19 protein-coding genes are annotated in these 24,600 nt (G+C 73.7%); 11 read left to right on the top strand and 8 right to left on the bottom strand.

All coding sequences use genetic code 11. From position 1 onward, the window contains the following. Positions 1 to 8: 8 nt before the first annotated feature. From ACIQCJ_RS31675 to ACIQCJ_RS31660, 4 genes are read right to left on the bottom strand one after another with little or no spacing between them, the layout of a single operon-like run. Positions 9 to 1,016: a DUF5914 domain-containing protein gene (locus ACIQCJ_RS31675; protein ID WP_402713262.1), complete on the bottom strand. Its 1,008-nt coding sequence runs from the start codon at positions 1,014 to 1,016 to the stop codon at positions 9 to 11. After that, positions 1,013 to 2,083: a phytoene/squalene synthase family protein gene (locus tag ACIQCJ_RS31670; protein ID WP_402713261.1), complete on the bottom strand. Its 1,071-nt coding sequence runs from the start codon at positions 2,081 to 2,083 to the stop codon at positions 1,013 to 1,015. The genes ACIQCJ_RS31675 and ACIQCJ_RS31670 overlap by 4 nt, the downstream gene beginning before the upstream one ends. After that, complete coding sequence (locus tag ACIQCJ_RS31665; protein ID WP_402713260.1) at positions 2,080 to 3,618, bottom strand: phytoene desaturase; 1,539 nt, start codon at positions 3,616 to 3,618, stop codon at positions 2,080 to 2,082. The genes ACIQCJ_RS31670 and ACIQCJ_RS31665 overlap by 4 nt, the downstream gene beginning before the upstream one ends. Next, a complete protein-coding gene (locus ACIQCJ_RS31660) occupies positions 3,615 to 4,907 on the bottom strand; it encodes a polyprenyl synthetase family protein (protein WP_401307811.1) in 1,293 nt (430 codons plus the stop codon). Before ACIQCJ_RS31660 ends, ACIQCJ_RS31665 begins: the two co-directional genes overlap by 4 nt. A gap of 267 nt (positions 4,908 to 5,174) precedes the next feature. Between ACIQCJ_RS31660 and ACIQCJ_RS31655 the strand changes: the two genes are divergently transcribed. After that, entirely contained in the window at positions 5,175 to 6,704 is a 1,530-nt protein-coding gene (locus tag ACIQCJ_RS31655; RefSeq protein ID WP_402713259.1) for an SDR family oxidoreductase, read from the top strand. A gap of 3 nt (positions 6,705 to 6,707) precedes the next feature. Here ACIQCJ_RS31655 and ACIQCJ_RS31650 read toward each other — a convergent pair whose 3' ends face one another. After that, positions 6,708 to 8,057, bottom strand: a complete 1,350-nt coding sequence (locus tag ACIQCJ_RS31650) for a glycosyltransferase (RefSeq protein ID WP_402713258.1) — start codon at positions 8,055 to 8,057, stop codon at positions 6,708 to 6,710. Positions 8,058 to 8,274: 217 nt separating this feature from the next. Here ACIQCJ_RS31650 and ACIQCJ_RS31645 point away from each other — a divergent pair, with 217 nt between their 5' ends. Further along, complete coding sequence (locus ACIQCJ_RS31645; RefSeq protein WP_402713257.1) at positions 8,275 to 10,371, top strand: glycosyltransferase; 2,097 nt, start codon at positions 8,275 to 8,277, stop codon at positions 10,369 to 10,371. Positions 10,372 to 10,595: 224 nt separating this feature from the next. On the opposite strand, the gene ACIQCJ_RS31640 is transcribed toward ACIQCJ_RS31645, so the two are convergent. Then, positions 10,596 to 11,621 carry a MerR family transcriptional regulator gene (locus tag ACIQCJ_RS31640; RefSeq protein ID WP_402713256.1) on the bottom strand — a complete coding sequence of 342 codons (1,026 nt, stop codon included), beginning with the start codon at positions 11,619 to 11,621 and terminating at the stop codon, positions 10,596 to 10,598. Between the two features lie 168 nt (positions 11,622 to 11,789). Here ACIQCJ_RS31640 and ACIQCJ_RS31635 point away from each other — a divergent pair, with 168 nt between their 5' ends. Together ACIQCJ_RS31635 and ACIQCJ_RS31630 are read left to right on the top strand one after the other, a co-directional pair. Then, entirely contained in the window at positions 11,790 to 12,488 is a 699-nt protein-coding gene (locus ACIQCJ_RS31635; RefSeq protein WP_402713255.1) for an RNA polymerase sigma factor, read from the top strand. Between the two features lie 153 nt (positions 12,489 to 12,641). Next, positions 12,642 to 13,190 carry a DUF4383 domain-containing protein gene (locus ACIQCJ_RS31630; RefSeq protein ID WP_355335301.1) on the top strand — a complete coding sequence of 183 codons (549 nt, stop codon included), beginning with the start codon at positions 12,642 to 12,644 and terminating at the stop codon, positions 13,188 to 13,190. A gap of 3 nt (positions 13,191 to 13,193) precedes the next feature. Here ACIQCJ_RS31630 and ACIQCJ_RS31625 read toward each other — a convergent pair whose 3' ends face one another. Beyond that, positions 13,194 to 13,937 (bottom strand): TetR/AcrR family transcriptional regulator, encoded by a 744-nt coding sequence (locus ACIQCJ_RS31625; protein WP_402713254.1) that lies wholly within the window; start codon positions 13,935 to 13,937, stop codon positions 13,194 to 13,196. 106 nt (positions 13,938 to 14,043) lie between these two features. Between ACIQCJ_RS31625 and ACIQCJ_RS31620 the strand changes: the two genes are divergently transcribed. Together ACIQCJ_RS31620 and ACIQCJ_RS31615 are read left to right on the top strand one after the other, a co-directional pair. After that, entirely contained in the window at positions 14,044 to 15,732 is a 1,689-nt protein-coding gene (locus ACIQCJ_RS31620) for a carboxylesterase/lipase family protein (protein WP_402713253.1), read from the top strand. 127 nt (positions 15,733 to 15,859) lie between these two features. Then, entirely contained in the window at positions 15,860 to 16,570 is a 711-nt protein-coding gene (locus ACIQCJ_RS31615; RefSeq protein WP_402713252.1) for a GntR family transcriptional regulator, read from the top strand. 143 nt (positions 16,571 to 16,713) lie between these two features. On the opposite strand, the gene ACIQCJ_RS31610 is transcribed toward ACIQCJ_RS31615, so the two are convergent. Further along, entirely contained in the window at positions 16,714 to 18,168 is a 1,455-nt protein-coding gene (locus ACIQCJ_RS31610; protein WP_402713251.1) for an aminopeptidase P family protein, read from the bottom strand. 224 nt (positions 18,169 to 18,392) lie between these two features. Here ACIQCJ_RS31610 and ACIQCJ_RS31605 point away from each other — a divergent pair, with 224 nt between their 5' ends. Genes ACIQCJ_RS31605 through ACIQCJ_RS31585 form a run of 5 tightly spaced genes read left to right on the top strand, consistent with a single transcriptional unit; the run spans position 18,393 to position 24,489 of the window. Continuing rightward, positions 18,393 to 20,129: an ABC transporter substrate-binding protein gene (locus ACIQCJ_RS31605; RefSeq protein ID WP_401307785.1), complete on the top strand. Its 1,737-nt coding sequence runs from the start codon at positions 18,393 to 18,395 to the stop codon at positions 20,127 to 20,129. Between the two features lie 14 nt (positions 20,130 to 20,143). Further along, on the top strand, positions 20,144 to 21,190 hold the full coding sequence (locus ACIQCJ_RS31600; RefSeq protein WP_402713250.1) for an ABC transporter permease: 1,047 nt from the start codon (positions 20,144 to 20,146) through the stop codon (positions 21,188 to 21,190). Continuing rightward, positions 21,187 to 22,173 carry an ABC transporter permease gene (locus ACIQCJ_RS31595; protein ID WP_402713249.1) on the top strand — a complete coding sequence of 329 codons (987 nt, stop codon included), beginning with the start codon at positions 21,187 to 21,189 and terminating at the stop codon, positions 22,171 to 22,173. Before ACIQCJ_RS31600 ends, ACIQCJ_RS31595 begins: the two co-directional genes overlap by 4 nt. A 1-nt stretch (position 22,174) precedes the next feature. Beyond that, on the top strand, positions 22,175 to 23,353 hold the full coding sequence (locus ACIQCJ_RS31590) for an ABC transporter ATP-binding protein (RefSeq protein ID WP_402713248.1): 1,179 nt from the start codon (positions 22,175 to 22,177) through the stop codon (positions 23,351 to 23,353). Next, complete coding sequence (locus tag ACIQCJ_RS31585) at positions 23,350 to 24,489, top strand: ABC transporter ATP-binding protein (protein WP_402713247.1); 1,140 nt, start codon at positions 23,350 to 23,352, stop codon at positions 24,487 to 24,489. Before ACIQCJ_RS31590 ends, ACIQCJ_RS31585 begins: the two co-directional genes overlap by 4 nt. Positions 24,490 to 24,600: the final 111 nt, after the last annotated feature.

Below are 24,600 nucleotides of genomic sequence, written 5' to 3'. Positions count from 1 at the left end.
GCGCGCCGTCAGCCCGGGAAGCGGCCGGCGGCGCGCAGCGCCCACCGCCGCTCCGCGTACGCCAGGTCGTCGCGCCACAGCCGCCCGGCGGCCCCGCGCATCAGCGGGCGCAGCACCGGGGCGGCGGCCCGCGCGACCGCGAACCCGCGGCGGTCCGACGCGGCGACCACCGCCTCCACCACCGCGGTCCGCGGACGCCCCGACCGGTCGGGGCCGAGCGGCGTGGCGTGCGTCTCGACCACGGAACCCCGCCCCTCGCCCTCGGTGATGTGCATGACCACGGTCCTGGGCTCCGGCGCCGTGAACACCGCGCGCACCGGCACCACCGCCCGTCCGGCGACCTTGAAGGACACGTCCACCGCGAAGGCGTCGTGCGCCGCGTCGGCATCGCCAGTGGGTGTGCCGACCACCGTGAGGTCCACGAACGAGTACGGGTGCAGCCATCCGCCGTGCCACGGGTCGAGCCGGTTGGCGACCACGTCCTCCGGTTCGCACACCCCGAAACCCGTATAGACCGCCGCCAAGGCGCCCGCGGGCTCCGGCCGGACCGGCACCAGCGGGGCGGCCGTCGGCTCCTCGCCGCCCACCCCGTCCAGCCGCACCCAGACCAGCAGCCCGTCGTCGTGCACGGGGTACGGTTCCCAGCCCGCGAACGGCGCGCCCTTCAGGGACAGGCCGTGCCAGTGGCAGATCAGCGTCCCGCAGCGCACCGAGCTGTCCTTGAGCGGCGCGCCCAGGTGCGGGCAGGCGCCGGGGCCGCCGCGCAGCGTGCCCGCCGCGTCCCGCCACAGCACCACCTCGGTGCCGCCGACGGTCCTGCCGTACGGGCGGCCGTCCTTGACGGCGCGGGAGCCGCCGACGACGAACCAGTTGCCGGACGGCCGCGCCAGGGCCCGCTTCAGGGCGTCGCCGATCAGCCGCGGCGCCGCGTCGCGCCAGGTCGGCCGCTGCTGCGCCCAGCCGGCCGGGTCGCGGCGCAGCCGCAGCGGAAAGCGGCCGGGCCGGTGGTCGGTCACGACATGTTCTCCTTCTCCCAGCGGGACCACGACGGGCCCACCGACGACGGCCGTTCACGCGGTGGTTGACGTGGCCGCCCCTGCGTCCGTGAAGCCTGCCCTCGGTCCTCCGGCTCCGGTGCCGTCGCGCCGCCCCGGGCGCGCAGCCGCGCCGCGCCCAGCCGGACCAGCCCGTCGAGCGCCACCGCCGCGCGCCGCTCGCGCGGTACCACCGCACGGCGGTGCAGGACCGCGTACCCGTCGTCCTCGATCGCGTCCAGGATCCCGCCGTAGAGCACGAGAGCGGTCCGGATGCACGGCCTGGCCACCGGGTCGAGCATCGGCAGGCCGGGCGCCGCTTCCCGGTAGACGCCCCGGGTCAGTTCCGCGGCGGCCCGCAGCGCCTCGGTGATCCGTGCGTCGCGGGCGCCGGTCGTCCGGCTCCACAGCAGCAGGCCGCGGTCCACGCCGTGCGCGGCGAGCAGGTCCGCGGGCAGATAGACCCGGCCGCGGTCCAGGTCCTCGCCGACGTCCCGCAGGAAGTTGCTGAGCTGGAAGGCGACACCGAGTGCCGCGGCGTGCGGGGCGGCCTCCGCGCGGGGGACGACCGTGCCCAGCACCGGCAGCATCTGGAGGCCGATCACCGCAGCCGACCCGTGCATGTAGCCGCGCAGGTCGGCGTACGTCGGATAGTCGCGCACTTCGAGGTCGCTGCGCATCGCCGCCATGAAGTCGGTGAAGTGCCGGTGGTCGATGTCGTACACGGCGGCCGTGTGCGCGAGAGCCCGCACCACCGGCTCCTTGCTGTTCCCGTGCCGCAGTCCGGCCGCCAGCTCCTCCTGGAGCGCGTCGAGCGCGGCGGCCCGCTCCTGGAGGGTCCGCGTCCGGTCGAGGCTGTCGACGATGTCGTCGGCCCAGCGGGCGAAGCCGTACAGCGCGTGCACGGCCGGTCGCCGCTCGACCGGGAGCAGCCGGGTGGCGAGGAAGTACGTCTTGCCGTGCCGGGCGTTGAGCTGTCGGCAGCGCGCGTACGCGGCGCGCAGCGCGGGCGCGTCGATCCCGGCCGCGTCCAGCTCGCGCGCGGTCACGCCGGGGTGCCTTCCGTCGCGAGCCGGGTCCGGGCGGGCGGGGACGGCCGCCGCGGGCGCGGCCCGGTGACGCGGGCCGCGGCGAGCTTGCCGGAGATGAGCACGGTCGGCACGCCGACGCCCGGCGTGGTGCCGCAGCCGGCCAGCACCGCGTTCTCGGTGCCTCGCACCAGGTTCCGGGGACGGAATGGGCCGGTCTGCGCGAAGGTGTGGGCCGCGGAGAACGGCGTACCGGCCGCGTGCCCGTCCGCCGTCCAGCCCGCGGGCGTCACCAGGGACTCCTCCTCGATGGCGGCGCCGATCCCGGTCAGGCCGCGCCGCTCCAGCTCGGCGAGGAGGCTGTCGCGGTAGCGCGGCGAGAGCTCTCCCCACGCGCGCGCGTCCGGACCGATGGCGGTGTTGGGGCACGGCGCCAGGACGTAGTGCAGATGCTTGCCGGGCGGGGCCAGTTGCGGGTCGGTCGCCGTCGGCCGGGTGATCAGCAGTGACGGGTCGGACATCAGGGTCCCGGCGCGGGTCAGTTCGTGGAAGGTGTCCTTCCACGCGGCGCCGAAGGAGATCGTGTGGTGCGCCAGCTCCGGCCAGGTGCGGTCGGTGCCCGCGTGCAGGATCACCGCGGAGGGCGAGTGCCGCAGCGGGACCGCCCGGCGCGGGGTCCGGCCGAGCAGCCGGTAGGCGACCGGCAGATCGGGGGTGAGCACCACCGCGTCGCAGGCGATCCTGTCCTGGTCCGTGACGACCGCGGTGATCCGGTCGCCGGACCGTTCCAGCCGGGTGACGTCCTGCCCGTACCGGAAGTCGGCCCCCGCGTCGGCCGCCGCGTCCGCCATCGCCCGCGGCAGCGCGTGCATGCCGCCGCGCGGGAAGTAGACGCCCGCGACGGTGTCCATGTAGGCGATCACCGCGTAGGCGGCGAGCGCGCGGGCCGGCGGTACGCCCGCGTACAGCGCCTGGAAGGTGAAGACCCGGCGCAGCCGCTCGTCGGAGACGAAGTCGCCGATGCGGGCGTCGAGTCGGCCGAAGCCGCCCAGCGCCGCGAGCCGGGCCAGGTCCGGGTGGACGAGCTGGAGCGGCGAGTCGAAGTTGGCGTCGATGAACCGCCGCATCTGGACCGCGTAGAGGTCGGTGAGCCAGCGGCGCAGCCGCCGGTAGCCCGCCGCGTCCGCCGGACCGGCGAAGCGTTCGATCTCCGCCTCCATGGCCTCGGCGCCGGTGTGCACGTCGAGGCGGCTGCCGTCGGCGAACAAGGCCCGGTAGGCCGGGTGCAGCGCGATCAGGTCCAGCCGGTCGGTCATCGTCTCGCCGACGGCCGCGAACGCCTCCGCGACCAGGTCGGGCATGGTGAGCACGGTCGGACCCGTGTCGATCCGGTAGCCGCCCCGCTCGATCCTGCCCGCCCGGCCGCCGGGCAGCGCGGCGCGCTCCACAACCGTCACCCGGCGTCCCGCGCCCAGCAGGTGCAGCGCGGCGGACAGCCCGGACAGCCCGGCCCCGACCACCACGACATGGTCGGTGCGTCCCGTCACTGTTCTCATCGGTGGTCTCCTGCGGCAGCGGCTTCCCGCGGGCCCGGTCCGGCGGCTGCCGGTCGGTCCTGCGGGTGCGGGGCGTGGTGTACGGACCGCCCGTCCGGGCATACGCCCGCGGCGCGTTGGAAGAGGTCGAGGAGCCGGGCCCTGGCAACCGGTCCGACGCGCGTCGCGCCCGCCAGGAACCGGGCGCTGTCGGCGGCCAGTTTCTCGATCCGGTGCTCGACGGCGGCCCGCGCGCCGGTCGAGACGAGCAGGTCCCGTACCCGGTCCAGATCGCCGTCGGACAACCGCGGGTCGCCGACGGCCGTGTCCAGCAGGGCGAGGGCCTGCCGGTCGTCCGCGGCCTCGGCGTGGTCGCGGGCCACCGCGATCAGGTAGTTCGGCTTCCCGTCGCGGATGTCCTCGCCCGTCGGCTTGCCCGTGTACGCGGAGTCGCCGAACACCCCGTGCAGGTCGTCGCGCAACTGGAAGGCGATGCCCGCCTGTCGGCCCGCCGCGCACAGCGCCCGGGTGGTCTCCTCGTCCGCGCGGGCCAGAGCGGCCCCGAGCGCCAGCGGGCGCTCGACGGAGTACAGCGCGCTCTTCAGCCGGGCCGTGCGCAGCGCCCGCGCGGCCGACCGCGCACCGGTGGTCTGCCCGTGCAGATCCAGGTACTGCCCGGCCACCATCTCGGTGCGCATGGCCTGCCACAGCACGCGCACCCTGCGGGAGGTGTCGCCGGGCAGCGCCGTGGCCGCGACGGTGTCGTCGGCCCAGGCCAGCGCGAGGTCGCCGACCAGGACGGCTGCCGCCCGGCCGAAGGGCTCGGCGGGGCCGGACCGGCGCGCGCAGGGGTACTGCGCGTCGAGGTCGAGATGGACCGCGGGCTGTCCGCGCCGCAGCGCGGAGCCGTCCATCACGTCGTCGTGCACCAGCGCGCAGGTCTGGACGAGCTCCACCGCGGCGGCGATCCGCAGCGCCGCGTGCACCTGTTCGGCGGACCCGCCGCCACCCGCGGCCCGCAGCCCCCACCACAGGAACTGCGACCGGGTGCGCTTGCCGCCGCCCAGGGTGAACCCGGCGACCCGCTCGGCGAGGTCCCGCGCGAAGACCGCGTCGATCGCCGCCGCTGCCGCCACCCGCTCGCCGAGCTCATGGGCCAGCACCCGCCCGACGTGGTCCGCGACGTCCGCGTCCACGGCCGCGGGGTCCGGCGGGCGGGGGACAAGGACGCGTGCGGAAGCGTCGTACGGGGCGCCCCTGGCCGCCTGCTCACCGGGGGAGGGGTGCTCGTCCGCCGCGATGCGCCTCATCGACTTCCTCTCCTCGCGTCGTTCGGCTTCGTCTTCGGTCATTCCGTCCGGGACGCCCCCGCGGATGCAGCGGACGTCCACTGCTGCCGGGAGGGGCGAAAACACCTCACCACGAGTGACCCATCGTGATCACGCCGCCACATCGGGTCACTGTCGACGAATCTCCGCATGCGGGTGGTCCGGCCCGCATCCGGCCGACCGGGCCGCGCGGAAGAGACCGTGAAGGGGGACGGTGGGGGGAACACAACGCGCGGAACGGAGCTGCTCATGATCAGCGATGCCACCGAACCCGGGCCGCTGTGCCTGGTCACCGGGGCCTCGGGCTACATCGGCGGACGCCTGGTGCCCGAACTGCTGGCCGCCGGGTACCGGGTCCGGTGCCTGGCCCGCTCACCCGGAAAGCTCCGCGACCACCCATGGGTGCACGACACCGAGGTGGTCCAGGGCGATGTCACCGATCCCGACTCGGTGGCGGCGGCGATGCGCGACGTGGACGTGGCGTACTACCTCGTGCACGCGCTGGGCATCGGCTCCGGCTTCGAGAAGACCGACCGGGAGGCGGCCCGGGTCTTCGGCGAGCAGGCCCGCGCCGCAGGGGTGGGACGCATCGTCTACCTCGGCGGCCTGACCCCCGGCGGAGTACCGGAGGCCGAACTCTCGCCGCACCTGCGCTCGCGCGCCGAGGTCGGCCGCATCCTGCTGGACTCGGGGGTGCCCACCACCGCGCTGCGCGCCGCGGTGATCATCGGATCGGGCTCCGCGTCGTTCGAGATGCTGCGCTACCTCACGGAACGGCTGCCGGTGATGGTCACCCCGAGCTGGGTCCGTACCCGTATCCAGCCCATCGCCGTCCGCGACGTGCTCCGCTACCTCGTCGGGAGCGCCGCCATGCCGCCGGAGGTCAGCCGCCCCTTCGACATCGGCGGCCCGGACGTCGTCACCTACCGGGAGATGATGCAGGGCTACGCGGCGATCGCCGGTCTGCCCAAACGCCTGATCGTCCCGGTCCCCGTCCTCACCCCACGGCTGTCCAGCCACTGGATCGGACTGGTCACCCCGGTGCCCCGGTCGATCGCCCGCCCGCTCGCGGAGTCCCTGCGGCACGAGGTGGTCTGCTCCGAGCACGACATCGCCCGCTACGTGCCGGACGGCGAGGGCCAGCCCTTCCCGCTGCGCCGCGCCCTGGCCCTGGCCCTGCGGCGGGTCCAGGACGCACAGGTCACGACCCGCTGGTCCTCCGCCTCGCTGCCCGGCGCGCCCAGCGACCCGCTGCCCACCGACCCCGACTGGTCCGGCGGCAGCCTCTACACCGACCGCCGCGAGCAGGTGGTCGACGCCTCACCCGAGGCGCTGTGGCGCGTGATCGAGGGCATCGGCGGCACGAACGGCTGGTACTCCTTCGGCCTGGCCTGGGCGGTCCGCGGCTGGCTCGACCGCCTCGCGGGCGGTGTCGGGCTGCGCCGCGGACGCCGTGACGCCGTTCATCTGCGGAACGGGGACTCCCTGGACTTCTGGCGGGTCGAGGAGATCGACCGCGGCACGATGCTCCGGCTGCGCGCCGAGATGCGACTGCCGGGCCTGGCCTGGCTGGAGCTGCACGCCGACCGGGACGACCAGGGCCGCACCCTGTACTGGCAGCGGGCGCTGTTCCACCCGCGCGGGCTGCTCGGCCACGCCTACTGGTGGAGCATCTCGCCCTTCCACGCGTTCGTCTTCGGCGGCATGGCACGCAACATCGCCAAGGCGGCGGAACAGGGCAGGTCCGCCCCGAGCCCGCGGCCGGTCACCACCCACTGACCGCTACGGGGCGACCGGCCGCTCCTGGCGGGCGGCCATCACGGCCCGCAGCCGGACGGCCGCCCAGTCAGGGCCCCGCTCGCAGACCCGGGCGGACAGCCGCCCGAGTCCGGGCGGCGGCGCGGTGAGCAGTGAGGCCACGGCGTCCCCGATCTCCCGCCCGGTCGCCGCGGCCGGGTCCAGGACGAGGGCCGCCCCGGCCCGCTCGGCGTCGTGGGCGACGGCGAACTGGTCGCTGGAGAACGGCAGGACGAGCGCCGGGACGCCCGCGGCGACGCACTCGGTGAAGGAGTTGTTGCCGCCGTGGTGCACCATCGCGTCCACCTCCGCCAGCAGCGCGCGCTGCGGCACGGAGGCCGCGACGCACACCCGCGGGCCCGCCAGATCCGCGACCGCCGCCGTACGGTCCCCGGCCGCCAGGACGACCGCCGCGTCCGGACAGCGCTCCAGCACGCCGCGCGCCACGGTCCGCAGCACGTCGTCCCTGGCCGACAGGAAGGTGCCGAAGGCGACCAGGACGACCTTCCCCGCCGCCGCCCGCAGCCGGTCGGCCGCACCACGCCAGTACGGGTCGAGAACCGGCGCGTCCTGCGCGGTGCAGTGACCGGCGTAGAGGGCTTCGCGCCCCTCGGGCGGTACGGGCAGGCCGGGAAGCGGCGGGTAGCAGTAGACGACGGCGTGCGGTGAGGTCAGCGCGAACGCCCGGCCGGGCGGCGGCCGGTGCGGGGCGTGGAGTGCGGCGAAGTCCGCGAACAGCGAGGTGAAGGCCGCGTCGTTCGCCCGTACCGCGGTGCGCAGCGCCGCCCGCTCGGCGGGGCGCGGCCGGATCCCGGCGGGCCAGGCGCAGGGTTCGCCGAAGAAGGCGTCGGGGCCCGCTGGCAGGTAGCCGGGATGTCCGGGACAGTAGGAGGCGTACGACAGACCGAGGCAGTGCAGGGCGAGCGTCACCGGGTAATTGAGCTGGTCCACCAGGTACCAGTCCGGCCGCAGCCGGTCGTGCAGAATCCGCAGGTCCGCCAGGATCCGCTCCGGGTCGGCGAGCATGTCGGCGCCTCGGTGCCGGGCCTGGGCGAGCAGCGCGGGCACCGCGCCCGCCCTGGTGGCGTCCAGGAACTCGGTGAGACGCGCCGCCTCCGCCGTGTCCTGCTCGGTCGTCTCCGCGATCCCCGTATTGGCGTTCCGCGTCACCGTGAGCGGCACGAAACCGATGTCCGCCTCCCGCGCCAGCTCCTCGAAGGCGGGCGCGCACGCGAAGTGCACCTCGTCGCCCGCCCGCCGCAAGGCTCCCGCCAGGACCGACAGCGGCCGGGCGTGCGACTGGAAGGGCGGGCTGACCACCACGATCCGGGCCATGGGACTCCTTCGGTCGAGCGGTGTCCGCGTACGCCGACGCGGCCCCCGCGGAACTCCACGACGGCGTGCGGCGCGGCTGCGACGGCAGATCCTGCCAGGTCAGGGGCGTGCGCGCCGTGAGGCAGAACCGGCGCCCGAAGTGCATCCAATCCGCTCGGCCGCACGGAAGCGATGACTGTGCACGATCCGCAGCCCCATTCGCACGGGAGAGGCCGCCATGGAAGACATCGCACTGCCGACCGCCCCCGCGGCGGGCTCCGCCACGGGAGCGGCCGGCGACGGGACGGTCACCGGGAACGTCTTCGCCGGTCCGGGCGCACGCACGGGGCCCGCGCCGGACGACGACGTCTTCGTCGACCTCCGTTCGACCTTCTGGACCGGCCGGATCCGGCCCGCCGCCGCGGGCGCGGGCGCCGGGGCGCTGCTGAACCTCACGCAGGCGGAGTACGGCTGGCCGTTCCCCGAGGGCATCGCCTGGGAGGCGGAGGACCTGTCACTGGCGCGACTCCGCCGCGCCTGCCGGATGGGCCTGGCCCACAGCCCCGAGACGCTGACCGGCCACGCCGGTGGCTCGGACCGGCTGCGGGCCGCCGCGGCCGAGGCGTGGCCGGACGCGCTGCGGGTGCACGGCGCGGACAGCGCGCGCGACGCGCTGCGCGAGGCGCTGCGCCACCGCCCGGCCGGGGCCGCGACGGCGGCCCTGCTGGACGTCGCCACGGCCCGGGGCCTGCGGCCGCTGGAGCCGGAGGAGGCGGCCGAACTCGCGGCGGCCGGCGACCGCGCGACCCGCCACGCGGCCTGGCGCTACCTCGCCGGTGTGCCGGGCGGCGCGTCCCTGCTGCCGGTCTCCGCCGAGGCGGAAGACCCGTACGAGCGGCTGATGCTGCTCCCCGGCCAGGACCCGCTGCTGCCCGCGGCGGCGCGCAGGCCGGGTCTGCTCGTCGCCCAGCCGATGCTGCTCGGCGGCCTCGACACTCCGGGGGAGGGGCTGAGCGGCGGCCTGAGCGTGCTGCTCAGCGGCCTCGGGAACGCGCTGGCCGACACCGGCGCGGTCGCGGCCGTCGTGACGGTGGTCACCGCCTGCCGCAGCGAACTGGCGCGGGACGACAGCCTGTTGCACGCCCGCGGCCCCGGGCACTGGGTGCTGCGGCTCCCCGTGGACGCGGAACACCCCCTCGGCCAGCACGAGATGGGCGCCCACCGCGAGGCGCTGGCCTGGTGGGCCGTACGGCTGCTCGGCGGCCTCGGCGCACGGCTGGACGTCCTGCACGCGCGCTATGCCGACGACGGCTCGCTCGCCATGGCCCAGGCCGCGGAACGCCTCGGAGCCCGGCTGGTGTTCACCGCGACGCCCGATCCGCACCGGCAGATGACCGTACGCCACGGCCGGGCCCCGGCCGCCTCCGACGACCTGCGCGACGACCTGCACCGGGTGTTCGTCGCCGACCGGCTGGTCGAACGGGCCGCACGCGTGGTCGCCATACCCGGACAGCAGGGCGACGCCTCCGAACTCGTCCGCCACTTCCCCCAACTGGCCGCCGCGCGGGACGGCGCGGGCCCGGCCGCGCCACCGGAGGGCATCCAGCCGTACGTACCGGCCGCGTCCGAGGCGTCCGACCGGGCGGATCTGCTGGGCATGGTCCTCGGCGGGGGCGGTAGCGGCGGCGCGCGGCGGGCGCCGCTCGGCCCGGACGCCCTGCGGGAGCCGCTGCTGCTCTCCGTGGGACGGCTGCACCCCGTCAAACAGCAGGACATGCTGGTACGGGCCTGGCTGGAGCGGGGCCTGTACCGGCGGTCCTCCCTCGTGCTGATCGGCGGCGCCTCCGACCGTCCGTCGGCCGCCGAGACCGCGATGCGCGCCAGGATCGGCCGCCTGCTCGCCCGGCACCCCGGCGCGGCCCACCGGCTCGTCCTGCTCACGGCCCTGTCCAACAGCCGCGTACGCCGCCTGGAGCGGGCGCTGGCCGACCCGGCGTCGGGGGCGCGGGCCTGGTACGTCTGCCCGAGCGCCAAGGAGGAGTTCGGGATCGCGGTGCTCGAAGCCATGGACGCGGGCCTGCCGACCGCCGCCCCCGAACGCGGGGGAGTACGCCACTATCTGCGCGACGGCGACAACGGCGTACTGCTGGACACCTCCAGCGCACCCGCCCTGGGCCTCGGCCTCGAACGGATGCTGGACATGCCGCCCTCCGCCGCCCGCGCCCTCGCCGCGCGGGGCCGCGCCACGGTCACCTCCGGCTACACCCTCACCTCTACGGCTGCCGCCTTGGTCGAGGAATACCTGGCCACCGCCCCGCCCGGAACCCCCGACTGACGCCCGAGCCGCGACGCGAGGTCGTACCGCCAGGTTGGAGGCGAGCCGCCCACCGGCCTGCGGCGATGTCGGCTGAGGGCCACCCGGACGGCGTCCCGGGGCTTCCGGTGCGTGCGCGTCGGCCTGCGGCGGTGTCGGCTGCTGGCCGGGGCGTCCACGGGCTGCCGCTGAGCCTGCTTCGGCCTCGGCCGAGGACTGTTCCGGGCGTACCCCCCCGGAGGGGGTCAGGGGGCGGCGGTGGGTGGTGGGGTGGGGGAGCCGATGCGGCTCAGGGCGGACAGGGCGTCGCGCAGGCCCTGGGGTCTGAGCATGCCGGGCATCAGGGGGCCGGCCCAGCCGGGACCGGCGAGGAAGACCATCGGATGGGTACGGGCGCCCTTGACGCCCCAGCTGGTGGCCGCGACATGCCGGGCGAGCGGGCGGTCGGCGGTGGAGCGGGACTGGGACCACAGCACGACGGCCGCCGGGCCGATCCGGCGTACGGCCTCGTCCAGGGCGTCGACCGGCACCGCCCCGCCGAACATCCGGGTCGACAGGCCGAGCTCTCCGAGCCCCGCGGTGAGCGCCTCCAGCGGAAGCGTGTGGTGGTCGCCGGGCACGCACGCGAGCAGTACGGGCGCCGCCCCGGTGACGGTCGGCGCCGCGCGGACCCGGCGCAGCGCCGACGAGACGTGCCAGGACAGCAGGTGCTCGACCTCCACGTACCGCTCCCCGGAGGTCTGCCACTTGCGGCCGACGGCGCGCAGGGTCGGCGCCATCACCTCCTCCCAGGCGACGACCAGCCCGTGCCGCTCGACCAGGTCGGTCAGCAGGGCGTCCACCGCCGGGCCGTCCAGCCGCACCGCGGCCCGCGCGAGCCCGCGGCACTCCTGCCGGACATCCCCGAGCGGCAGGCCGCTCCCGGCGGCCGGTTGCCGAGTGGCGCGCCGGGGCGCCCCGGCCGACGCCGGGCTCGTGGGCGCGGGCGCGGTGCCGGCGGCGGCCTGAGCGGCGCGGGCCGCCTCCGCGGGCGGCACGCCCGAGGCGGTGAGCCGGCACATCTCCTCCAGAACGGCCACGTCCCGCGGAGCCCAGCGCCGGTGCCGACCGTCCGAACGGACCGCCGGGCCGATCCCGTACCGCCGGTCCCACGACCGCACCGTCGTGGCGGACACCCCGAGCCGCCGCGCCAGCGCACCCGTGGCGATCCCGGCCTCGACAGGCTCCCGCGCTCCCGACGCCCCCTGCGTCCCACCCGTCTCCTCGCTCATCTCTTCACTATACGACGCAGAAACGGTGCGAGTTGCTCCACCTGGCCGGTGATTCGCACGCTAGGACGAGCCGACCCCGCCGCATCGGCGGCAAGCGGCCCCGCGCGCCGGGCTTCCCGGCGGCTCGCGGCCCGCCCGGCAGGAACCCGACCGAAGAAGGGCAGCTCCATGACCGTACGCACCGTCGCGGAACCCGCGCACGAGCCCGCGTCCGCATCCGCTGCCGCCGCACCCGCTCCCCCCGCCGTACCGGCGCCCGCCCGCTCCGCCGACGGCCGGGGCGGGTCCGACGCGCCGCTGTGGGAACCGGCCGAGCTGGGCCTGGCCGACTCGGAGCTGGCGGCCGGTCTGGTGCGGGGCAACGAGGACTGCGTGGCCGCCGCCTACCACCGCTGGGGCGGGCTGATCCACGCGCTCGCCCGCCGGTCGCTCGGCGACGCACGCGAGGCCGAGGACGTCACCCAGCAGGTCTTCCTCGCCGCGTGGCGCGGCCGGCACGGCTACCGGCCGGACCGCGGGTCCCTGGCCGGATGGCTGATCGGCATCGCGCACCGGAAGATCGCCGACGCGCTCTCCGCCCGCACCCGCCGCTCCGTACTCGTGGCCAACGCCGGTTCCGCCCTGCCGCCCGAGCCGGACGCCGACGCTCAGCCCGACGCCGCGCTCCACCGGGTCTTCGTGACCCGTGAACTGGCCAAGCTGCCCGCCGCCCAGAAGCAGGTGCTGTGCATGGCCTTCTACTGGGACCTCACCCACGCCGAGATCTCCGAGCGCACCGGTCTGCCGCTCGGCACGGTCAAGAGCCATTCGCGCCGCGGGCTGCTCAGACTGCGGGCGCTCCTCCAGGCGGACACCGCGCTCGGCTGATGCGGGGCGGCCCCGGAGGCCGTAGCGCCCATGACACGACACGCTGCAAAAACGCTGCGAGATGAGAGATCCGGACAAAAGGGCCACCCTGGAGAGTGCGAAAGCAGTACATCCGCGACATACGGATCTGCCCGCCCCACAGAGGAGACGGCGATGAAGCTGCAGGACGAACTCCCGCGCGATCACCACCTGGCCACCGTCTACCGCTTCGGCGCCGCCTTCTGCGGCCTGGTGCTGATCGTCTTCGGAGCACTCGGGTTCGCTGACGCGCTGGGCTTCTTCGACACCCACGGGTCCAAAGTCGCCGGTCTGAGCACCAACGGCGCGCTGAGCGTGATCTCCCTGGTGGTGGGCGCCGCCCTGATCCTCGGCGGCATCGTCGGCGGTAACTTCGCCTCCACCTTGAACATGACCGTCGGCGCCCTGTTCCTCCTGAGCGGCTTCGTCAATCTCGCCGTTCTGGACCGGTCGGCGAACGTGCTGAACTTCCGTATGCCCAATGTCATCTTCAGCTTCGTGATGGGCCTGCTCATCATCACGTTCGGGATGTACGGCCGCGTCAGCAGCCGCCTCCCGCACGACAACCCGTACTGGCGCAGCCGTCACCCCGAACAGGCCGACCGCGAGGCCGCCGCCGCTGCCCCGTCCGCGGCGCCCCGCCCCGCCCTCGCGCCCCGCGCCCCCGGCGCGCAGCCGCGCTGACGTTCAGCGGGCCGTCGTCCGCCGGGTGATCAGGGCCTCGATTCCGTCCAGGATCCGGGTCAGGCCGAAGTCCACGTCGTCGTCGGCGATGTCGTCGTCGTATTCCTCGCGCTCCATCATGGCCGCGAGGATGGGATATCCGTGCTCGTGCAGGAGCGGCTGAAGGAAGCGCGCCACGGCGGCCGACTGCACCGGCGCCGCGGTGCTGTCGCGCACGTCGCGGCGGGCGGCGGCTATGCGCCGCGCGTAGCCGTCGAGCAGCAGCGCGCACCCTAGCGATTCGGCGGTGCTCAGCCCGGCCCCGGTGAGCGCTTCGAGCAGCACTTCCGTCCAGCGCAGCAGGTTCGGGGTCGCGGGCGCCCCGCGGATGGGCAGGTCGGGCAGCCACGGGTGCGTGTCGCAGCGCCCGATCATCGCCCTGGTCCAACGGGCGGCAGCCGCCCGCCACCGGTCCGCGCCGGTTTCCAGCTCCGGCGCCGGGCCCCACGCGGTCTCCGCGACCAGGACCAGCAGTTCGTCCCGCGAGCTGACGTACCGGTAGACCGCGTTGGCGGTGAGTCCCACCCGCCTGGCGATGTTCGGCATGGACAGGGCCGCGAAGCCTTCCGCGTCGGCCAGTGCGACCGTCGCTTCGACGATTCCCTCCACGCTCTGCGAGGGCTTCCGGCCCAGCCGTCCCGTTTTGGGGGCCAGTCCCCACGCCAGGGCGAGGCCGGGCGGCAGCGCCTCGTCGTCACCGGTCGTCATCGGGCTCATCTCCATGTCTCGTCCCCGGGGGGAATTGACTTTGTGGGCGCCTCACACTTTATATTAGTGTGGACCCCACACGAATTGTTTGAGGATGTGAACGCCGATGAATCCCCCAGGTCAGAACCGCGCCCCAGGACGTCGCAGGCCACAGGTCAGGGCGCGACCGCGCCTACGGGTCCTGCTGACCGCTCTGCTCGGCGCCGTCATGATCAGCGGCGCCATGACCGGCTGCGCCGCCGGACACACGCAGCCGGCCCAGCGCGCGGAGGGCGGCCGAGGCGGTCCCGCCACCGTGGTCAGGACGGACACCGGCCTGGTCGAAGGCCGCCTCGGCACGGACACCCGGATGTTCCAGGGGATTCCTTACGCCGCCCCGCCGGTCGGGCGGTTGCGCTGGGCGTCGCCCCAACCGGCCGCGTCCTGGGCCGGCATACGGACCGCGACCGAGCCCGGCAACCGATGCGCACAGTCGGCGGGGCTCATCGACGAGCAGAGCAACAGCGAGGACTGCCTCTACCTGAACGTCACCACGCCCGCGAGCGGCGGCGCCCGCGAGCTGCCGGTGATGGTGTGGATCCACGGCAACGGCTTCATCAACGGCGCCGGAAGCCTCTACGACGCACAGCGCCTGGCCAGTCAGGGCAAGGTGGTCGTGGTCAGCGTCAACTACCGGCTCGGTGTCTTCGGATTCCTCGACCATCCCGCCCTCGACCACGGCCCGGCCGAGCACCTGTCGGGCAACTTCGGACTGGAGGACCAGCAGGCGGCGTTGCGCTGGGTGAAGCGCAACGCGGCGGCATTCGGCGGCGACCCGGCGAACGTCACGCTCTTCGGCGAGTCGGCCGGTGGCACCAGCGTCTGCGCGCATCTCGTCGCGCCGGGGTCAACGGGCCTGTTCCAGAGGGCGATCCTGCAAAGCGCCGAGTGCACGGGACGCCACTGGTCACCGGGCCCGCCCACCTGGTTCCCGCTGCCGCGCGCGGAGCGCGAGCGGCACGGACTCGACGTCGCGGCAAAGGTCGGCTGCTCCGACCTCCGGACAGCGGCGGCCTGTCTGCGCGCCGCACCCGTGAAGGAACTCCTCAAGTGGTCCGACGACGGAGTCGGGTCAGGGCCGACGGTCGGCGGCGGCGTTCTGCCCGTGAGCCCGGAACAGGCGTTCGCCACCGGCCACTTCAACCGGGTCCCCGTCATCCAGGGAACGACCCGGGACGAACACCGGCTGTTCACCGCGGCCATCGAGGCCGTGACCGGCCGGACGACGACCGACGCCGACTACCGGCAGCAGATCCGGACACTGTTCACCCCGGCCGACGCGGCCCGCGTCCTGGCCCGCTACCCCGCCGACCGCTTCACGTCCCCCGGCGAGGCGCTGTCCGCCGTCGTCACCGACTGGGCCTGGGGGTGCACCGTCCTCGACCGGGACCGGGCCCTGGACCAGCACGTGCCGACCTACGCCTACGAGTTCGCCGACGACGAGGCACCCTGGTTCAGCACCCTCAAGAAGCCCGACTTCCCCACCGGAGCGTTCCACGGCAGCGAGTTGCAGTACCTCTTCGCCGACGAGCAGCTCCCCGGTCCGGCCACCCCCGCCCAGCGCCGACTCGCCGACACGATGATCCGCTACTGGGCCCAGTTCGCCCACACGGGCGATCCGAACGGCCCCGGCGCGGCGCCCTGGCCGCGCTTCGGCACCGGCCGGCACGTCCAGTCCCTGCAAGCGGGGAAGACGGAGCCGGTCGACCTCGCCCGGGAACACCAGTGCGGCTTCTGGCGGACCGTCGGCGGCTGACCGCTGCCGCGACGCCCGTCCCCGCCGGGCTCACGGCCCGGCGGGACTCCGGATCCGGAACCCGGTCCCTCCCTGTGGGGCAACGTCACATTGTATGCTGGGAGTTCGTGTGTCTGGAGGATCGGTCATGGCTCATTTGTCGTCGCGCGGCGTCATTCCCGTACGGGAGCACTTGCGCGACCAGGTGGCCAACGCTCTGCGTGCCGCTCTCATCGCGGGCGAACTGCGGCCCGGTGCGGTGTATTCCGCGCCCATTCTGGCCGCCGAGTTGGGCGTCTCGGCCACCCCGGTCCGCGAGGCGATGCTCGACCTCGCCAAGGAAGGACTCGTCGAGGCGGTGCGGAACAAGGGCTTCCGTATCACCGAGATCACCGAACGCGATCTCGACGAGTACACCGAGATCCGCGCGCTGATCGAAGTCCCCACCATCGGACGGGCCACCGCGGTGGCCACCCCCGAGCAGCTGGAAGCGCTGCGACCGCTCGCCCTGGAGATCGTGGAGACGGCCCGGGGACACGACCTGATCGGTTATCTGGAGGCCGACCGCCGGTTCCATCTCGGACTGCTCGCCCTGGCCGGGAACGGCCATCTGGTGGAGGTCGTGAGCGACCTACGGAAACGTTCTCGGCTGTACGGGCTGAACTGGCTCGACGAGACCGGTCGACTGGTGGCGTCCGCCCAGGAGCACATCGAACTGCTCGACCTCATGCTCGCCCGCGACTCCGAGGGCGCGCAGGAGTGCATCAGCCGCCACCTGGGCCACGTTCGCTCACTGTGGGCGGACGGCGCCGAGGGGGCGGCGACCACGCCCAACGGACTCCAGCTCGGGACCGCCTGACGTGCGGGATGGTCCGACGTACGGGATCGCCTGACGTACGGGACCGCCTGACGTACGGTCCGGGGCGTCGCCCGGCAGCGGACGATGCCGTCACCGACGGGAGCGTCCGGCGGGCGTCGCCGCCGGACGCCGACCCCGACCGCTCAGGGGTTGAGGAGGCCGCCCATCCACTCCTCGATCGCGTCGGGGGTCCGTGGCAGCGCACCGGACATGAGCCTGGCGCCGTCGGCGGTGATCACCAGGTCGTCCTCGATCCGCAGGCCCATGCCGCGCAGTTCGCGCGGCAGCGTCTCGTCGTCCGGCTGGAGATACAGTCCGGGCTCGACGGTGAGCACCTGCCCCTCCTCCAGAACCCCGTCGAGATACGTCTCGGCCCGTGCGCGCGCGCAGTCGTGCACGTCCATGCCGAGCATGTGACCACTGCTGCACAGCGTCCAGCGGCGGTACACGCCGCTGTCGGGGCTCAGCGCCTGTTCCGGCGGGATCTTCAGGACGCCCCAGTCGTACAGCCCCTCGGCGATGACCCGCATCGCGGCCAGGTGGAAGTCGCGGAAGCGCGCCCCCGGGCGCAGCGCGGCGATGCCCGCCTCCTGCGCCGCCAGCACCAGTTCGTACGCGGTGCGCTGGGCCGGTGAGTAGCGGCCGGACAGCGGCAGGGTGCGGGTGATGTCGGCGGTGTAGAGGGTGTCGGTCTCCACTCCCGCGTCCAGGAGCAGCAGTCCCGCGGGGTCCAGCGGGCCGTCGTTGCGTATCCAGTGCAGGACGCAGGCGTGCGCGCCGGAGGCGGCGATGGTCTCGTAGCCGACCCCGTTGCCCTCGGCGCGCGCCCGCAGGGCGAACACTCCCTCGATCCAGCGCTCGCCGCGCGGGTGCCGCAGCGCCTGGGGCAGCGCCCTGACCACGTCCTCGAAGCCGCTCGTCGTGTGGTGGACGGCGAGTTGCAGTTGGCTGACTTCCCAGGGGTCCTTGACCAGCCGGAGTTCGGCGAGGACGGTCGCCAACTCCGCGTCACCGGAGGGTTGGTGGTTCCCGGAGCCGACCAACTCCTCGACGGCCGGGTCCACTCCGGTCAGCAGCCGGACCGGAGGGGAGGCTCCGGTCAGCGGCTTGACCAGGTCGTCCAGGTGTTCGCAGCGCAGCCCGCTGAGGGCGGCGGCCTCGTCGAGGTCGGGACGTCGGCCGACCCAGAACTCGCCGTAACGGCGGTCCCGGTAGAACTCCTGGCCGGTACGGGGCGAGCGGGGCCGCAGGTACAGCACGGCCTGATGGCCGCTGCCCGCCGGCTCCATCAGCAGGACGTTTCCCGGCTGGTCCTCGCCGGTGAAGCCGGTCAGCCAGGCGTACGCCGTGTGCGGGCGGAAGCGGTAGTCGGTGTCGTTGGACCGTACGGCGAGCCGTCCCGCCGGAATGATCAGCCGCTCGCCGGGGAACCGGGCGGAGAGCCGGGCGCGGCGACCGGTCGTCAACTCCTCTGCGGGCAGCCGGGTTTCCGGCGGGAGAGGGCTGGGCGCCCAGGCGGTGGCCATGAAGTCGCCCAGAGCGGAGGACACCGGCAGATCGTGGCTGCCGGTGTGCGGTGTGGTGGTGGGTTCGGTCATCGGTGCGCGACTCCTTCGGGTCGGTGCGCGAACGAGGAAAGCGGCCGAACAGGGCGAACGAGGAGGGTGAGGCACGGATCGGTAACGAGAGAGCTGACGGCTTGTCAATGCAATGTCACATTACTATGTTACGAGTCACATCGCACAGGTGTCCTGGCGGCCGCCCTTTTCTCACCCCTTGAAGGCGGTCGCGGTGCCGGGAACTCACAACGGAGTGACACACCATGACCAAGCGCATCAGCGTCGCGTTGGCGATCGGCATAACGACCTCGCTGGCCCTCGCCGCGACGTCCTGCTCGGCCGACACCAAGAGCAGGGACGGAGAGCACAAGGCCCCGGGAGTGGCCACCGGCACCGTCATCGGCGGTACTCCCGAGCGCGGCGGCACCCTCACCGTGCTGTCCAATCAGGACTTCGACCACCTGGACCCCGCCCGCAACTGGGTCATGCCGACCATGGACTTCGGCACCCGGCTGCTCTACCGGACGCTCACCACCTTCAAGGCCGCGCCCGGAACCGCCGGCGGCACGATCGTGCCGGACCTCGCGACCGACCTCGGACGCTCCTCGGAGTACGGGCGGGTGTGGACCTTCACCCTCAAACCGGGCCTGACGTACGAGGACGGCACCCCGATCAGGGCGCAGGACGTGAAGTACAACGTCGAGAGGTCGTTCTCGCCGGACCTGACCGGCGGCCCCGACTACGCCCGGCAGTACCTGGCGGACACCGACGGCTACACCGGGCCGCTGACCGGCAAGGAGCTGGACTCCATCCGGACGCCGGACGACCGGACCATCGTCTTCCACCTTAAGCGGCCGGTCGCCGAGTTCTCGTACACCGTCACCCTGCCGACCTTCTCGCCGGTCCCGAAGGCCCGCGAGACCGGGGTGCGGTACGACCTGCGGCCGTTCTCCTCCGGGCCGTACAAGATCGAGAGCTACAAGCGGGGCAAGGAGATGGTGCTGGTCCGCAACGCGCGGTGGAGCCCCGGGACCGACCAGGTGCGCAAGGCGTACCCGGACCGCATCGTGGTCACGATGGGTCTGCAGGGCGGACAGATCGACGACCGGCTGATCGCGAGCTCGGGCGCGGACGCCTCGGCCGTCGAATGGGCCAATCTCAGTGCGGCCAGCGTCGCCAAGGTGCTGCCGAACCGGTCGGTGCGGGAGCGGCTGTCCGCCGAGCCGACCGGCTGCACGGACATGCTCTATCTCAACACCGCGCGCGGGCCGTTCACCGATCCCACCGTCCGCGAGGCCATGCAGTACGCCGTCGACAGGTCGGCGCAGGTCACCGCGGACGGCGGACCGGCGCTCAACGACATCGCCACCCACTACCTGCCGCCGCTGCTGACCGGCGGGTTCGTCGCCCCGGTGTACAACGTGCCGCCGTCCGGCGACCCGGCGCGCGCCAAGGAGCTGTTGGCCAAGGCGGGCAAGCCGTCCTTGGACGCCACGCTCACCGTCGCCACCGGGGACAAGACCAGGGCCGAAGCGCTTCAGGCGTCGCTGTCCAAGGCCGGGGTGAAGGTGAGGATCGACGTCGTGGACCCGTCCGTCTTCTACGACACGGTCGGTGACACCGCCCACGCACCCGACATGACGCTCAGCGGCTGGTGTCCCGACTACCCCTCGGGTTCGACCTTCCTGCCCTTCGTCTTCGACGGGCGCACCATCAAGGCCAAGGGCAACCAGGGCAACTTCTCGCAGTTCCGCGACAGTTCGGTGGAGCGGCGGATGGACCAGATCGCCGCGATGTCCAACGCCAACCAGACCAAGGTCGCCTGGATCGGCCTCGACGCGACGATCATGCACAAGTCGCCCGCCGTACCGCTGCTGTGGCAGCGCAAGCCGCTGCTGGTCGGCACCAACGTGGCGGGCGCGTTCGGCCACTCGGCGTGGACCGGGCAGTTCGACTTCGCGGTGATCGGTCTCAAGGACCCCGCTAAGAGCCAGGGGTGAAGGGCGCCACCGGCATGACCACAGAGCGGAAGACCGCCCGGCGTCGGCGCGCCGGGCGGTCGCGGCCCAGCGGCTCCACCGACCTGCCGAATCCGATGCGTCCGACCGATCCGAAGGTATCTGACGTACCATCACGTTACCTGTCCGGCGGCTTAGTTGACACCAGCGGCGGCCCGTGGCGGCGTGCCTGGCGGCAGTTGTGGCACGAGCCCGCCGCCCGCTGCTCCCTCGTCGTGGTCGTCGTGCTGGTCGTCGTGTCCGTCGCGGCGCCGCTCCTGGCCCGACTGGGCGGTTGGCGCCCCGACGAGTTCGACGAGAGCGCCATCGACCCCTACCTCGGCGGCATGCCCCGCGGTTCGTTCGGCGGGATGAGCGCCGACCACTGGCTGGGCGTCGAACCCGCCACCGGACGCGACCTGTTCGCCCGCGTCGTGTACGGCGCGCAGGTGTCGCTGATGATCGCCTTCGCCGCCACGGCCATCGTGGTGGTCGTCGGCACCGCCGCGGGCATCACCGCCGGTTACTTCGGCGGGCGGGTGGACAGCGTCCTGAGCAGGCTGATGGACCTGACCATGTCCTTCCCCTCCCTCATCTTCATGATCGCCATGATGTCGGTGGCCCAGGACGTCAACCGCGTCGCGCTGATGACCGGCGTCATCGGCCTGTTCGGCTGGCCCGGTATCGCGCGCATCGTCCGCGGCGAGACGCTGTCGCTCCGGCACCGCGAGTACGTCGACGCGGCACGGGTCGGCGGCTCCACGGCGCCGCGCATCCTGGCCCGCGAGGTTCTGCCCAACGTGTCGGGGCCGGTCATCGCGTACACCACCCTGCTCGTCCCCGGCATGATCAGCACCGAGGCGGCGCTCAGCTTCCTGGGCGTGGGTGTGCGGCCCCCCACCTCGTCCTGGGGGCAGATGATCTCCCAGGCCGTCGTCTACTACGACACGGATCCGATGTTCTTCGTGATTCCCAGCGTCTTCCTCTTTCTGGCGGTCCTCGCCTTCACCGTCCTGGGCGACGCCCTGCGCGACATCCTCGACCCGCGGGGAGGGCGGTCGTGACGCTCTACGTGATCCGCCGGCTGATCGGCGTGACGGGCGTGCTGCTCGCCGTCTGCGCCATCACCTTCACCATCTTCTATCTGCTGCCCGCCGACCCGGCCGCGGCGGCCTGCGGAAAGTCCTGCAGCACCGAACGCGTCGAGCAGGTCCGTCACGTGATGGGCCTCGACCTGCCGGTCTGGCGGCAGTTCGCGGACTACCTCACCGGTATCTTCGCGGGCCGCGACCTGGGCAGCGGCCCGCACGCCGTGCACTGCGGCTTCCCCTGCTTCGGCTACTCCTACGAGAACTCGCTGCCGGTGTGGAGCCTGCTCACCGACCGGCTGCCGGTGTCCGTCTCGCTCGCGGTCGGCTCGGCCGTGCTGTGGCTCGTCCTCGGGCTGGGCGCGGGAGTCACCGCCGCCCTGAAGAAGGGGTCGCTCGCCGACCGCGGACTGATGGTCGGCGCGGTCGCCACCGCCTCGCTTCCCGTCTACTTCACCGCCATGGTGCTGATCTGGGGAGCGGTCCGCATCGCCGGGGTGCTGCCCTATCCGTCCTACGTGGCCCTCACCCGCGACCCCGTGCACTGGGCGTCCAACCTGCTGCTGCCCTGGATCGCCCTGGCCCTGCTGTACGCGGCCATGTACGCGCGCCAGAGCCGCAGTTCGATGATCGAGGCGATGGCCCAGCCGTACATCAGGACCGCGCGGGCCAAGGGCATGCCCGAGCGCACGGTCGTGCTCAAGCACGGGCTGCGCTCCGGGATGACACCGGTCCTGACCCTCTTCGGCATGGACCTCGGCGGCCTGCTGGCGGGCGCCGTGATCACCGAGAGCATCTTCGGCATTCCCGGTGTCGGACAGCTCTTCTTCGACGCGCTCCGCCGTTCCGACCAGCCGGTGATCCTCGGCGTCACGCTGCTGGCCGCCTTCTTCATCGTCGGCGCGAACCTCGTCGTGGACCTGCTCTACGCCGTCATCGACCCGAGGGTGAGGTACTGAGATGGACCAGGACACCGCCGCCGCGGCCACGCCGCCGCTGTTGCGCGTGGACGGCCTCACCGTCTCCTTCCGCACCAAGCGCGGTCCGGTACGGGCCGTCGACGGCATCGGCTTCACCGTCGAGAAGGGGCGGACCCTCGGCCTGGTCGGGGAGTCGGGCTCCGGGAAGTCCGTCACCTCGCTCGCGGTCATGGGACTGCACGAGGACGCCGAGGTCACCGGTTCCATCGCGCTGGGCGGCCGGGAGCTGACCGGTCTGAGCGGTGCGCGACTGAGCGCGCTGCGCGGGCGCCGGATGGCGATGGTCTTCCAGGACCCGCTGTCCAGCCTGCACCCCTACTACACGGTGGGGGAGCAGATCGCCGAGGCGCACCGGCGGCACTTCCGCTCCGGCCGGGCGGTCGCCCGGCGCCGCGCGGTGGAGATGCTCGGCGAGGTCGGCATCCCCGAACCCGCCCGGCGGGTCGCGGAGTACCCGCACCAGTTCTCCGGCGGCATGCGGCAGCGCGTGATGATCGCCATGGCCCTGGCCTGCGAGCCGGACCTGCTCATCGCCGACGAGCCGACCACCGCGCTGGACGTCACCGTGCAGGCGCAGATCCTCGAACTCATCGCCCGCATCCAGCAGGAACGCGGTCTGGGGGTGGTGATGATCACCCACGACCTGGGAGTGGTGGCCCGCGTCGCCCACGAGGTGCTGGTGATGTACGGCGGCAGGGCGGCCGAACAGGCCACGGTGGACGCGCTGTTCGCCGAGCCCGCCCACCCGTACACCCGCGGGCTGCTCGACTTGCTGCCCCGGCTGGACGACGCGGACGACGCGCCGCTGCGTACCGTCCCGGGCTCACCGCCCTCGCTGCTCAGCCTGTCCGAGGGCTGCGCCTTCCTGCCCCGCTGCCCCCGGGCGGCGGTCGCGTCCGAGCCGGAGCGGGAGCGGTGTGCCACCCGGCGCCCGGCCCTGGAGGCGGTGCGCGGCGCGGGGTCGGCCCCGCCGGGGAAGGGCGGCGGGGGAGCCGCCGGGGTCCCACGGGTCTCCGGCGACGGGGGAGAGGCCGCCGCGGCCCCGCCCGGCCCGGCGCATCTGACCGCCTGTCATCTGACGACGGCGGCGCGGTCCGCCGCCGATCCGCCCGCGGACGCCCGGAGCGGGCCGCCCCTCACCGTCAAGGAAACGCGATGAAGCGCACGGACCGAGCACGACCGGTGACGGGATCAGGCCCCGGTACGGGGGCGGCCGTCGCCGATACGAACGGACAGCGCGCCGGGACCGCCCCCGACCGGCGACGGCACCTCGAACCCGTCGCCGCCGCGGACGGCGGACCGCCGCCCGCCCTGGAACCGGGCGGCGACCCGCCGTTGCTGTCGGTCCGCGGCCTGGTCAAGACCTTCCCCGGACGACGGCGGCTGGGCAGGGCGACGGCCCCGGTGCGCGCGGTGGACGGGGTCGGCTTCGACCTGGCGGCCGGTGAGACGCTGGGGCTGGTCGGCGAGTCGGGATGCGGCAAGTCCACCACCGGACGGATGGTGGTGCGGCTGCTCGAACCCACGGCCGGCAGTATCCGGTTCGCGGGACAGGACATCACGCATCTGGGCCAGCGGCGGCTCCGGCCGCTGCGGCGGCACATCCAGATGGTCTTCCAGGACCCGTACTCCTCGCTCAACCCCCGGCAGACCGTGGCCCGTATCGTCACCGACCCGCTCCTGGCGCAGGGCACGTCGGCCGGCCGGGCCAGGATCCGCGCCGCCGAACTGCTCGACCTCGTCGGCCTGTTGCCCGAACACCTCGACCGGTATCCGCACGAGTTCTCCGGCGGGCAGGCGCAGCGGATCGGCATCGCCCGCGCCCTGGCCACCGAACCGCGGCTGGTCATCGCGGACGAACCCGTCTCGGCGCTCGACGTCTCGGTGCAGGCGCAGATCGTCAACCTGATGGAACGTCTCCAGGACGAACTCGGCCTGGCCTACGTGTTCGTGGCCCACGACCTCTCGGTCGTCAAGCGGGTCTGCGACCGGGTGGCGGTGATGTACCTCGGCCGTGTCGTCGAGATCGGTGACAAGTCCCAGGTGTACGAGCGCCCCGCGCACCCGTACACCGCGGCGCTGCTGTCGGCGGTGCCGGTACCCGACCCGGCGGTGGAACGCGTGCGGCAGCGGATCGTGCTGCGCGGCGATCCGCCCAGTCCCGCGGCGCCGCCGTCGGGCTGCGCCTTTCACCCGCGCTGCCACAAGGCACAGGAGATCTGCGGCGTCACCCGCCCCGAACTGGCCGGTCCGCCGCGCCGACAGGTCGCCTGCCACTTCCCGGACGCCGATTGAGGGAGCCGATTGACGGGGCCGCCTGACCGGAAGCACGGGTCCGGTCGGCAGGGCTGCTCCGTGCGCCGAACAGCGGGGTCGAGCGGCTCCGCCGTGTCCGCCTGCGCGCGG

The organism is Streptomyces sp. NPDC093221 (genome assembly GCF_044753885.1).
GTDB lineage: Bacteria > Actinomycetota > Actinomycetes > Streptomycetales > Streptomycetaceae > Actinacidiphila.
This window is presented reverse-complemented; position numbering and strand designations above follow the sequence as displayed.